Origin of the sequence: Lysinibacillus sp. KCTC 33748, assembly GCF_002237755.1 — a bacterium.
GTDB lineage: Bacteria > Bacillota > Bacilli > Bacillales_A > Planococcaceae > Lysinibacillus.
The window spans coordinates 238,222-251,177 of sequence record NZ_MWSJ01000004.1 but is presented as its reverse complement, the minus strand read 5'-3'; the positions used below and the strand labels follow the sequence as shown (position 1 = coordinate 251,177).

The window sequence follows — 12,956 nt, the reverse complement described above, 5'->3', positions numbered from 1 at the left end:
ACACCTAATGTTTGTCTAGCGTGATCATTCGCCTTTTGTGAGACATTTTGAATAGCGAAACCCGCTAATACTAAATTGGAAACTACTAAAAATACAGTAAATAATATTAGCGACTTCCCTTTCCTTGCTTTAACACTTAAAAATGCTCGTTTGATAAAATTCATTTTCCTTACCTCCTTGATAGCTATAATATATAGGAGTAATGTGTAGTTTATATGGAGATACTGCGAAGTGTATCTAGAGATATACGGGAGTTAATGTGGATCAATCTCCGAACTTTATTTTTGAAGAAACGATTATTTTATATTAAAAAAGAAGCAATTCCCCCACCAAATGGCTTATTGATGGAGGAATTGCGTGCTGTAAATTTTATATTCAATTATTTTAGTTCTTTACAGAAATAGTTTAAATTCGACAAGAAACACTTTTGTTTCTATGATTACTAGTTTTTTCGAATCTGTAATTTCTGTTATTTTAGCCTATAAGTAAATTATGTAGGGGACTTTAATTTAGTGAGTGACTTGATTTAAAGTGAACTATAGATGATTGTTCATCAATTACTTTCATTTTCATTTGTTACTGTATAACTATCCCCATGGAAAAAACACCTCCACGTTGATCTTATAAAGTGCAATATACCCGATCAACGAAAGGTGTTTTTAATTGTTCTTGTTTTTAGGTCAGTGTAATGCTACACATAGTGATGAAATTTATGCTAAATTTTCGTTATTTTTAAAGTAATTTTTCATTTTGTCTGTATCGAAACGGCCTTCCCATTTCGCCATAACTAATGACGCAAGTGAGTTACCAATTACGTTAACGACTGTACGTCCCATATCAAGGATACGATCGATACCTGCGATGAATGCTAAACCTTCAAGTGGAATGCCGACAGTACCTAACGTTGCTAGAAGTACAACGAATGATACTCCTGGAACACCTGCAATCCCTTTAGATGTAACCATTAATACAAGCATTAACGTAATTTGCTCACCAATACTTAGGTGAATGCCGTACATTTGAGCAATAAATAATGCAGCAATAGCTTGGTACAGGGTTGAACCATCTAAGTTAAAGGAGTAACCGGTTGGAATAACAAAGGATACGATATCCTTCGGAGCACCTAATTTCTCCATTTTCAACATAATTCGTGGTAACACAGCCTCAGAACTTGCTGTTGAGAACGCTAAAATCAGCTCATCTTTTAGTACTTTAATTAAGAAGAGGATGCTGACACCTGCGAATTTTGCAACAAGCGCAAGAACGACAAATATAAAGAATAGCATTGTTGCGTAAACAAGTATAGCAAGTTTAGCCAGTGGTATCAGAGAAGCGAATCCATATTTGGAAACGGTTACACCGATTAAACCAAATACCCCAAGCGGAGCGAATTTCATGACAAGGTTTGTTACCCAGAACATAGCGTCTGCTACCCCTTGGAAGAAGTCTAATACTGGTTTTCCTCGTTCGCCAATGGCAGCAACCCCTAAACCAAAAATAACTGAGAAGAAGATGATAGCAAGCATGTCGCCTTCACCCATTGACTGAATAATATTTGTGGGTACAATGCCTACAATAATATCAAACGGTCCTTCATGCTGTACTTCTTCTGTAGTTGTAACGTATTTCGAAATATCTCCTTGAGAGAGCTCGTTCATGTTCAGACCTGCGCCAGGTTGGAATATGTTTGCGGAAAGTAAACCAACAACAATTGCTACTGTTGTAATAATTTCAAAGTAAATAATTGATTTCCCGCCCAATCGTCCAAGCTGTTTCATGTCTCCAGTACCAGCTACACCAACGATTAAAGTCGAAATAATAATCGGCACAACAATCATTTTAATGAGATGAAGGAAAATATCGCCTAAAGGTTGTAAATATGTTTCGATTTTCGGGCTTCCGTAAAAGATACCACCAACAATAATCCCTAAAATCAAACCGACTAAAATTTGAGTCGCTAAACTGATTCTAAATTTCTTCTTCAAAACTTTCGTACCTCCTAGTATTAATTTTTTTGGCTCGTGCCTTATCGTACAAGTTACTTATAAAATCCGACAAAATCCGATGAAAAATTAATTAATTTTTAAGAAATATCTGAATATATTATCCAACAAATTCCTTATTATCGTAAGTATCGCGCGCATATACTATTAAATCCTTTTACTTATAATCCGCTTTATTTTTACCAAACTAAAATATATTCATCGATTTAGGGGAGAGAAAATAATGTGTAGAATGATTAGGTGCTTTTTTCTATTAATTGGAACACTACCATGTTGGGATTCGATAGAACCCCAGAGAATGTATTAAGTTAATGGGCTCGGAGTGGGTTTTAAAGCTGCTTAGTATGAGGTTTATCTACAATTAATTAACTTTAAAAATATAGCCAAATCTGACACCCCTTCTGTTCTAGAAGCGCCTGCAGAGATTGGAAATGCTAAAGGAGACACAGCAGAAGAAACCATTTTTGAATTATATCGTTCCGTTGATCAAGAAGTTAAATGGAGGCATATAACCCATTTGATATTTACAGAGGAATCTTTAAAACACGAGGACGCTTTCTCAATTATCGATACTTTCTTACGATTTAGAGAAACATGATATCAGACAAATGTCCACTTTACCCAAGAGCCCTAAATGAAATTCCTTTAATAACACCTTTTTAAATAAACCACTAATAACAAGCTAAGCTATGAAACTGCAAGGAGGATTGAATTTGAGTGTATTTATTATTTTAATACATTATAGATAGCGCTATTTTTCCTATCTACTAATTGTTATTATTGTAAGTCAAATAAAAAGTCGATTCCTTAATTTATGGAATCGACTTTTTATTTGGTACTTTAGCTTGTAAATTTCCCCCTTTAACAGGTGGGACATTTACAATAAGAAAAGAAATTTTGACAAATTCGGACCATTTCACTTCATATACTTATCACATTACCCATAAAGTCCTGATTTAGGCGAAACTAGAAAAGGGTAGAAACCATATGTAAATGCGCTTCATTCTGGATTGTAATGTTTAAATCTTTAATAACGTTGCTACTTTATTAACAAACCTGTAGAAGTGACTTCATAAACTACTTTTTCCCCAAAACTTTCTTGTTCACCATTGTCTATTTTCATAATAGTAGCCCTGTGTCCCCCCTCTAGATGTGTCAATTCAATTTTGTCGCCTACTTTCACTGGTACCTTTTGTGATTCCGCATTCTGGTGTTTGTTTCCATAAATATCTTTATTGTATATCACTTGTCCAGATGAATTCTGCACTATTATGCTTGCATATGTTTTATCAAAGTAATGATGTGGTACACCTGCATTTAAATTGATTTGTATTTCTTCAGTCAATTTATTCAAGTTCACATTTGCAAACTCAAAATCTCCAATACCCTTCAGCGACCATGTAAATTGGTTACCATCCAAAGTTTTTGCTTCTGGTAATTTTTCTACCTTCTTTAGACCCTCTACGGTAACTTTGTAGATGCCTTTTTCTTCAAAGCTTTCTTGTTTTCCGTTATCTACATTTGTAATCGTAGCCCGTTCTCCACCTTCAAGATGTGTCAACTCAATATAATCTCCTTCATTTACGGACACTCTTTCTTGTTCTGCATTCTGTTTTTTATTCCCATATATATCTTTCTTATATACTTCTACTCCAGCTAGATTTTGTACTTTTATACTCGCATATATTTTATCAAAGTAATGATGTGGCACACCTGCTTTTAGATCAACTTGCATTTCTCCTGTCGATTTATTCAAATTTACCTTTGCAAATTCAAAATCTCCAATTCCTTTCAACGACCAGGCAAATTGGTTACCATCTAAAATGTTACCAGATTCTGATGTATCCGGTTTAATTGGATTAGAATCGGTACTTTTCCAAATTTCAGCTGTTAAGATTGGATACCCTAGAGCCGCTACCTTTTGGATCGTATCATTATTTGGTCGCAATCCCCATTTTTCAAAAAATGGAATTAAATTTTGTTGAGCTGCTTTAGAGGCTTCAATCATAAATAATTGTTTCTTATCTTCATTATTTTTAGGTAACATACTATCAGACATATTTCTATACGATTGATGCAATTTAGGATAAAATTCTTCTCCATACGCCAGATGTAATTGCCATAGCATAGCAAGTTTAACAAAAAGATCACTAATCTCGTCATAATTTTTATTCTGCTGTTCTAAGTAGCTAAAAGCCTTTGGATAAACACCTTCTCTCTCTAATCTGGTTGGATGGCCAAATGCTTTTTCTACTGCAAGACTATAAATATTGTTTTGAACCTCTGTCATATTATAAAATGCCCAAGGATTTTGTTGTCTCATATGCCCCGCCTCATGCCACGGGCCCCATCCATCATTTATAAATTTATTAATATTTAAGATATGTTGGATTGCGTCTCCTACATATGCAGTTCTATAAGGATATGCATACATAAAATAATCTAGAGAATTATTATCCTCAACATAGTGTAGATAATGTTTATCTACTTGTTCTTCAGATAATCCAGATATTTTATCTTGAATTCTAGTAGCTTCATCTAACTTTTTCAATAGTTGAGTAGGATCTGTGTTAGAGCCTATCAAATATTTTTTAACACGTGCTGGGCTAGCAGTTATCAATACACGCTCCCCTTTTAATTCAACCGTATGTGCATTTGGATATTGATTAAGCATATCTATTAAATCTTGTTTTGTATGCTTTCCGAGTTCATAGAGAGGGGTAGCCGTTCCGCCTGATGTTATGGTTGTTTGAATGGTGCCTCCTTGTTGTTTATTGTAAAAATAAATCATCCCACCATTTGGAGACTGAATAGTGTTTGAACCAGGTTTTAATGTAAAGGATTTTATTTTTGAATCTTCTCTCCATGAAGCATCATATGAATAAGTTCCAATGTATGCATCGATATTTTGATTTCCTGCTACTTGAATGATTATTTGTTCATTAGGCCTAGCGTATATCCCAGTCGGTTCATAAGGACTGAATGATCTATCTCTTCTTTCGCTTTTTTGGAATTTCGCGATATCCCCTTTTCCTGGAACTGCAAACTTCCGATTTTCCACTTCCACTGATTTTTCGTTTTTTAACACGTTAGATACATTCTGTTGCTGTGTTTGTTCTTCCGCAAAGGCTTCTAATGAAGGCGATATTCCGGTAGCAAACATAGAAAATAGAGCAGTTGACATCACTAAATTTTTTGTTTTTTGTTTTTGTCTTCTTTTCATCATATATCTCTCCTACTATTTATTTAATTACATAAGTAATCCTATTACTTATATATCCATAGTATCTTTTGACACATTTTTTAACAATTCCGCCATAAATATACCAATATCAACACATTATTAATCATTTATTCTCTTAATTCATTATACAAATCAAATAAACATATCAATAAACACTTCGAATAGCAATATTGATATAAAACCAAGGTAAAAACTATATTAATTGTCATAATTTGTTCATTTCATAAGTCATCATTCAACCTCATATATGAAACGTAAATAGCCGAACATTTACGTCCTTTGGATGCTATCAGGCAAATCTATGCGAGGGGTAAAGAAACAATTAAACATATTTTTGCGGAAGTTTGCTTTTACTGCCATGAATTTGAAAAAGCTAGCTGATTATTTCGGAATGCGAATCTTCAACTAAACAAGCTAATAGGTTGTCAATATCTATATGTAAAATGGCACTTTTCTTTATATTATACTGTTTTTGGACAAACCAAATAATCCCTCCAAGTGTTTTGTGGAATTATTTTCATCTAATGGTCAATTTTAAGATAAATCAAGGAAAACTTCTTTCCTCTTTAATAAAGCATATATCCATTGAAGAAGTTTATTAATCCAAGCAACTAACGCAACTTTTGAAGGTTTTCCTTCTGACCGTCAATCGGATTACTAAACGGTTCTAGTAGGCTAAGGCACAGTTTATATTTAGCTGTTTTTGTGTGGAATAAGAAGCTCTAGAAATAAAAAACTCAAAGAGTTTTATGACAAGAGTTGTCGCTGTGAATTTTCCTGAAATGGCAATGTTAGCGGAAAAGGGACAATTCCTTTTAAGAATTGTCCCCTTTAATTGAATTACTATTAACTGGTGGTGTTCAATAATTTAAAATAACCTTCATCGTTTTATCAATGCAGATAATTCGCCCTCAAAAACTTTTTCTTCCTTATCATTGAAAGTAGATAACAATACCGTTAGGATACCCATTTCATTCTTTGTTGCTTTCTTATCTATAACCTTTACAATGATATGTAGTTCATCATCAGGATACACCGGCTTTATAAATCTAATATTATTCATTCTTGTTCCTGCAATAACATCCTCACCATATTTACCTTCTTCAACCCATAGCTTAAATGAAATAGCTAGTGTATGTATCCCAGAAGCAATGATTCCATTAAAACTTCCCTGATTTGCTTTTTCCTCATCTAAATGCATATATTGGGGGTCAAACTCACCTGCAAACCTCATAATATCCTCTTTTGTTAATTTGTATGGTTTAGTTTCGAACACATCTCCAATTGTAAATTCATCTAACTTCATAAAAACACCTCTTAAATATTAATTAATACGATTACTTAGTCTATTCTAACACCTACTATTAATGGTTAGTATTACTTTTCAACAGTTCTTAGAGTTACCTTCTTCTATTGAGTTTTTATAATTGGTATTTATAATTCTTGATGTGAGCAACCTACTAATACTAATCCGCAAATTGTGATGAATCCTTAAATTTTTTTCACGCAATATCCCTTTTTATTGTTAAACGTTTATTTTTCATTTTTTGTTTCAAAAGAAATTTTTATCATCGCCTTTTCCGTTATATTCTAAGTGTAATTGCACAATCTAAAACGTAACAAACAATAACGGAGGTTGTAGCAATGAAAAAATTCTTGTACTTAGGGGCACTGACTGCGTTCTTACTAACCGCCTGTTCTTCTCACGATGAAGCTCCAGCTAGTGAACAAGCAGAAGCAAAGGAGAAAACCGTTTTTGCAGAAACAAAAGAAAATTTTGAGAAAAGTTATCTATATGAAGCGGAAGATCCGTTTACAAAATGATTTGCTGAAGACAGATGACTAATTAAAGTTATCTGTTCTTGTTTTTATAAAATCCATTATAAAAGATACGTCACAATGGAAACTTTCTATTGGATTCAAGTACCTGACAAAGACGATTCATCCTATCATGTGGATGTAGGTTTGCATACATTAGGCTCCTTAGCTTAGACGGAAATAAGATAGTGGACAATATTTCACCATCGATTCCTGCATTCTACTGTTTTGATTATTATGTAAAAAACCAACAAAAAATATGTCTGAATGTTGTTGGACTATTTTAGGTGAGGTATATTTTAAAATAACTTTATAACTTAAATAACACTTCCTGTATCTATCCTTCTTTTTATTTATCTTTTCCTTACTCTCTCCTTAATTAAAGAAAAAATCCTGCAAAAACAGGATTTTAAATGGACAGTATATTTATATAACTACCCCCCATTATGAAATGGGGGGTGGCACCTATTGAATGTTCTTATTTTACCAACAGTTCACGCTTAAATTGCTTTGATTTTTCTTTCTTTTTAAGAACTACAAACGATATGGTTGTACCATGCTTTGGCTTACTTTTAATTTGAAGTCCTTTACCGTAATGTTGTTTTAAGCGAAGATCTGTATTAAGCAATCCAATGCCAGTTGAAGTCTCCGATTTTCTTTCAAGTAAACGTTCCATCGTAGCTTCATCCATTCCAGTACCATTATCTGACACAGAGATCTCAATATACGTGTCGAAATCTTCAATGCTAATATGAATATTCCCGCCACTTTCACGGGGCAATATCCCATGTTTCAAAGCATTTTCAATTAATGGTTGGATGGTCAGTGATGGTATCATGACGTCTGTGGAAACGTTCAGATTCCACGTTACGTTTATCCGCTCCCCGAAACGTTCCTTATGAATGTATAAATAAGATCGAACAAGATTTACTTCGTCCTCCAGTGGAACAAGCTCATCAATATTTTGAAACTTAAAGGATTCCCTTAAAAAATCACTTAGTGCTTCAAGTAGCTTACTAGTACGCTCGATATCAATTTCACTTAACGTGATAATCGCATTTAATGTGTTGAATAAAAAATGGGGCTGTATTTGTGCCTGAAGCCATGCTGCCTCCATTCGAAGCCGTTGTTGTGCAGATTGTTTAACGTCGGTTAGTGCTTTCACTCTTGATCTTAGCTCTAAAGCGTCCACTGGTTTTGTGACGTAATCATTCGCACCAGATAAGAAACCATTTTTAATGTCTTGTGGCTGACTTCTTGCTGTGAGAAGTAAAACTGGTAGTTCAGTTATTGAAAATTGCTGACGAATTGTACGTACTAATTCGTACCCAGACATATTTGGCATCATTACGTCTGATATGACTAAATCCCACTCTTGTGACATTAATATTTCGAGAGCTTTATTACCGCTTGTAACAGGTACTAAGTCGTATTTTTCTATGGAAAGTATTGTTTCGATAACTCTTAAGTTAACTGGATCATCATCGACAACCAATACTCTAGGTCGATTCGCTTCCATGATTGAATGATTTTCAATTCGATCATCAAATGGATTTGCAGGAGTCACTACCGCTGATACTTCGTTCACATCTGATAGCGGTGCTACATTTGTTTGCTCATCCGTTCCGTCAGATATTGGTAGGATAAACGTAAATTCTGACCCTTTCCCTACAGCTGATTTTACCCGTAATGTTCCTCCATGTAGTTCAACCAAACGTTTACTAATACTTAGTCCTAGCCCAAATCCGCCTTCTATCATTGCCTCCTTACTATAGGTACCCTGCTCATAAGGTTCAAATATACGTTCAATGGTTTTCTCATCGATTCCAATACCAGTATCCGAAATCACAATTTCCGCCATATCATTTCTTACATGACCAGAGATCTTTACTTCACCTTCGTTCGTGTATTTCACCGCATTATGAAGTAAATTGAAAACAATTTGAATCACTCTATTTTCATCAGCCAATACTTTCGGGAAATCTTCAGGGATTTGATTCAATAACTGAATCTGTTTTCCGTCACTCATAACATAGAGCATATCTAATACACCCGATACAACTGCGTGAATCGAAACAGTTCTAAACTTTAGTTTAAGATTATTTTCTTTTAAACTCATGACATCTAGTAAATCATTTAACATAAGTGACATACGACTTCCTACAGACAGCACTGTTTCTAAATCCTTGACACTTTTGTCACTGAGTACACGTTCTTCTCTTTCCAAAACAGCTTTAGATATGTTAAGGATCCCATGAAGTGGATTTCGTAATTCATGAGAAGTATTAGCAAGAAATTCATCCTTTAACTTATCAGTCTTTTGGAGCTTGGTTGCAAGTTCTTTCGTATCTGAATAAACCCTAGCATATCCTTTAAACCACAAAATAGCCAAACAAGTCATCGTTATAATTAGATCAATTGGATACATAATCACTTTTACTCCAAAAATGAGAAGAAGACCATCCCAAATAAGATTATTACTAAATGCTAAAGTGGCAAGAAGTAAAACAATATTACTTCTAATCTCTTTAATAGATTTTTGCATTACTGTTAGGATCGTTATAACCAATGCGATTGCTATTATAATAATATAAACGACTTGATTAAATAGTATATAGCGTGTAGGTAGTAAGATTGTCAATAAAGAGGTTATACCACAGATAATACTAAACCAACTTATATATTTTCTCACATGTTGTGGCAACCAATGTTTTATGCATTGAAGTAGTGAAAAGCCTATCCCTACCATAACAAGATGAGCTAATTTAAAGCCCCAGTCGTAGTTAATCAAAAACCAATAAGATAATAATTTGTCATCGCTTCCTAATAAGTAATAATTCATAATGCACATTGATAACAGAGAAAAGTAAAGTAATCTTCTATCTTCCATGCTTCCTACAAAAAATAAAATGATGGAATAGATCGCATGTATTAAAAAAACTATTGCAACTAGTTGTTGCATAGCTATCGACAATTGCGTTTCCCTACCTAATATATCTTCTTTTCCTAATTTAATGGAGCGAGAAATTCCACCGCCACGAGGATCCTTAAAGTTAGAAGCCTGAACAATAATTTCGATTTCTTTATGACCGTTTGATTCAAAGGAAGCAGTATATGGAACGTTTTTGGCAATTGTATTTTCTGCATTCTCCCCTATTTCACCTGATTTTGCTAACCGTCGTCCATTTACATATAGTTCTGAGGAACTCCGAACGCTGGGAACTCGTATACTGAAGGTTATTTTTTCTTCCGGATTGACCAGTAATTTTAATCGATAAGAACCGTAACCATAAGGACTCGTCTCTTCCTCTTGTAAAGCAGAATTCCACCTATTAGGAACCTGTATGTATGTAGATTGAACCTTTTTAAATTCTAAGTGTTTTTCTTCATTAATCAACCAATTATTAGGATAAAACTCCCACTCTCCATCGAGTGTAATGGCATGTTCATCATTAAAATTCCAATTCCTTAAATCCATTTGCCCTTTTACAGCATGTGGTTGATCTGAATTATTAAATAATTCCAACCATAAAACTCGTGAGCCTGTTAGAAAGATAATAAACACGCAAACGATGAGAACAATTTTTCTTTTTTTCATCAAAATAATTGTCAAAAGGTAATTTGTGGTTTATTACCACAAGCCCTTAGGCCAAACTGCACCTCCTACGATATATTATCCTAACATGCCAAATTTTACAATGTTGCAAGATTATCATGTCGATAATAGTTTAATAGGTGGTTTAATAAAAGCTGATATATTTATGCTACACTTACTTCCATTTTATCGAAAAGAAGGTGTTCCATTAGATGTTAAAAGAAAGAACCGGGTCATGAAGCGTCCACCCAGTTCAAATTAAGTTATACGTATATTTCCCCTATATTACATAAGCTTTAACTGTTTCAGTGCGTATTCTGTAGTCATTGTAATATTTTCTGGAATTTCATTTATTGAAAACCACTGCACTTTCTCTAAAGCATGCGGTTCTCTATTTTCTACTTCACCGTTCGTAATATGAGCAGAGAAAGTAGGCGCTACATAATGAACATCTTCTGAATGTATAATATGGTTGGTCACACATACCAATTGTGTAATTTCGATGTCCACTCCAAGCTCTTCTTTTATTTCACGTATAATCGCATTTTCTATTGTTTCCATATAGTCAACTTTGCCACCCGGTAAGCTCCAACTGCCTGCTTCAGGTGCTTTTTTACGTAAAACGAGTAAAACTTTGTTAGTCTTATCTAGAATAACTGCCCCAACGCCAACTTTTGGTGATTTCACTTTTTCCATTTGTATTTCCTCCTATAATAACTAGCCGCTATCCAATGTATATAACTTCAATTTGATATGTAATATATGTAGTGTGAATGGTTAGTTACGAAGGTCATATACTCCGCTAAGTAGTAGATGCCATCTTCATAACTATAATACTCGTAAAATTTAATGTAAAAATATAGGGAGAATTATTTCTAACTATATTCCATTATTTATTTTTACAAGTTAGATGATTACCATCTCTCCTTTATACTGCTTTACGTATTATATATTGTAGAAAGGAGGGAGTAATTATGAGTTGTTCAAGCAATGGTTACGGCTCAGGGTCTACTTTTGCCCTAATTGTTGTATTATTCATCCTTTTAATTATCGTTGGCGCTACTTTCATTAGTTACTAATAAACGACACCGCCAATATCTCTATTGCTCATATTTTTCCTAGAGTAATACTAATTTATCCCTATACCTTCTTTATGAATGACTAAGGGTCACCTTCCTCCAGTGACCCTTTTTTATACTTACATTCTATTTAATTAGAGAAAAAATATTAGTGTCATACGGAACACCGTTTTGGTGCATATAATTTCTTAATATCCCTTCCTTTTCAAAGCCTAATTTGGTTAATAGTTTATTTGAAGCTTCATTTTCAGTAAAAACAATAGCTCCAATACGCAATAAATCCATCTCTTGAAAGCCAAATGATAGGACTCTATTAACAGCCTCCTGTGCATAACCTTTTCCCCAGCTCTCAGGAAAAAGTGCATAGCTGATTTCAGCTCTTTTATGCTCAGTCGACCACTCTTGAAAACCGATAGTGCCAATAATACCTTCTTGTCCTTTTAATGAAATTCCCCATTTAATTCCACGTTTTTCATCATAATTCTTTGAAAAATTTTTAATTATTTGTTTAACCTGCTCTATATTTGTTAAAGGATTCTGCCCATAGTGGCGTAATACATCAGGATTTGAAAAACAGTTTAATACTTCTTGGGCGTCATGTTCAGTAAGTTCTCTTAACACTAATCGTTCAGTATCTAAAATAGGAAACATCTTCTTCACTCCATTTCCAAATAAGTTATCTTAGATTCTATATAAAAATGGTGAGAATTGGTACAGATTTTTTAGGTAGAACAGTACTTTTTTATTAACAAATGTAAAAATATAGATTTATATAGATAGATTATGAAATGGTCTTTCCAATCAATTGAGCAACTTCATCCTTAACTTGCAGTGCTGAACCCTTTTAACAATCATTGAGGATTAATTCCCCCATTCATAAAGGTAATTGGCCCTGAGTTCGTTACTCTGTAAAACATAGTATACATTTAAAAAGGAAGTATCCTAGTGCGCCCGTGAAGACACCTCTATAAATGTAACTGATCAGTATTCGATTGGACGATTAGCTTGATGAGGTGGGAAATCCTACATTCAATTAACGTGTTCGAAAAAACTAAGTAGATGTGAATGCCGTAAATCACACTTTTAATAAAGGCTGCGACGTTGTTACAGCGTTTGATAAAATATACTACCTTTTCTTTATACAAGAAGGAGGGAGCTGCATTGAATTATTCATCTTATGGAGGGACGAATTTCGCCTTTGCTATTGTTCTATTCAT

Annotated in this window: 8 protein-coding genes and 3 pseudogenes; 4 read left to right on the top strand and 7 right to left on the bottom strand. The window is 33.9% G+C overall.

From position 1 onward, the window contains the following. Positions 1-164, bottom strand: a pseudogene (locus tag B1B04_RS26125) (ABC transporter permease); the annotation flags it as partial. 546 nt (positions 165-710) lie between these two features. Continuing rightward, positions 711-1,985 (bottom strand): cation:dicarboxylate symporter family transporter, encoded by a 1,275-nt coding sequence (locus tag B1B04_RS09125; RefSeq protein ID WP_079561146.1) that lies wholly within the window; start codon positions 1,983-1,985, stop codon positions 711-713. A gap of 373 nt (positions 1,986-2,358) precedes the next feature. Between B1B04_RS09125 and B1B04_RS26665 the strand changes: the two are divergent. Further along, positions 2,359-2,601 (top strand): annotated as a pseudogene (locus tag B1B04_RS26665) (Ger(x)C family spore germination protein); the annotation flags it as partial. 441 nt (positions 2,602-3,042) lie between these two features. On the opposite strand, the gene B1B04_RS09120 reads toward B1B04_RS26665, so the two are convergent. Next, positions 3,043-5,226, bottom strand: a complete 2,184-nt coding sequence (locus tag B1B04_RS09120; RefSeq protein ID WP_079561145.1) for a M60 family metallopeptidase — start codon at positions 5,224-5,226, stop codon at positions 3,043-3,045. Positions 5,227-5,879: 653 nt separating this feature from the next. Here B1B04_RS09120 and B1B04_RS26660 point away from each other — a divergent pair. Next, positions 5,880-6,004 (top strand): annotated as a pseudogene (locus B1B04_RS26660) (IS110 family transposase); the annotation flags it as partial. A gap of 123 nt (positions 6,005-6,127) precedes the next feature. On the opposite strand, the gene B1B04_RS09115 reads toward B1B04_RS26660, so the two are convergent. After that, a complete protein-coding gene (locus B1B04_RS09115; RefSeq protein WP_079561144.1) occupies positions 6,128-6,553 on the bottom strand; it encodes a MaoC family dehydratase in 426 nt (141 codons plus the stop codon). Positions 6,554-6,891: 338 nt separating this feature from the next. On the opposite strand from B1B04_RS09115, the gene B1B04_RS09110 reads away from it, so the two are divergent. Then, positions 6,892-7,071 (top strand): hypothetical protein, encoded by a 180-nt coding sequence (locus tag B1B04_RS09110; RefSeq protein ID WP_079561143.1) that lies wholly within the window; start codon positions 6,892-6,894, stop codon positions 7,069-7,071. A 472-nt stretch (positions 7,072-7,543) separates the two neighbouring features. Here B1B04_RS09110 and B1B04_RS09105 read toward each other — a convergent pair whose 3' ends face one another. Together B1B04_RS09105 and B1B04_RS09095 are read right to left on the bottom strand one after the other, a co-directional pair. Continuing rightward, positions 7,544-10,591: a hybrid sensor histidine kinase/response regulator gene (locus tag B1B04_RS09105; protein ID WP_346426985.1), complete on the bottom strand. Its 3,048-nt coding sequence runs from the start codon at positions 10,589-10,591 to the stop codon at positions 7,544-7,546. Between the two features lie 354 nt (positions 10,592-10,945). Next, positions 10,946-11,356, bottom strand: coding sequence for an NUDIX domain-containing protein (locus tag B1B04_RS09095; RefSeq protein WP_079561141.1), 411 nt, complete (start codon positions 11,354-11,356; stop codon positions 10,946-10,948). A gap of 278 nt (positions 11,357-11,634) precedes the next feature. Here B1B04_RS09095 and B1B04_RS09090 point away from each other — a divergent pair, with 278 nt between their 5' ends. Then, positions 11,635-11,739, top strand: a complete 105-nt coding sequence (locus tag B1B04_RS09090) for a YjcZ family sporulation protein (protein ID WP_079561140.1) — start codon at positions 11,635-11,637, stop codon at positions 11,737-11,739. A gap of 126 nt (positions 11,740-11,865) precedes the next feature. On the opposite strand, the gene B1B04_RS09085 is transcribed toward B1B04_RS09090, so the two are convergent. After that, positions 11,866-12,390 (bottom strand): GNAT family N-acetyltransferase, encoded by a 525-nt coding sequence (locus tag B1B04_RS09085; protein ID WP_079561139.1) that lies wholly within the window; start codon positions 12,388-12,390, stop codon positions 11,866-11,868. Positions 12,391-12,956 lie beyond the last annotated feature (566 nt).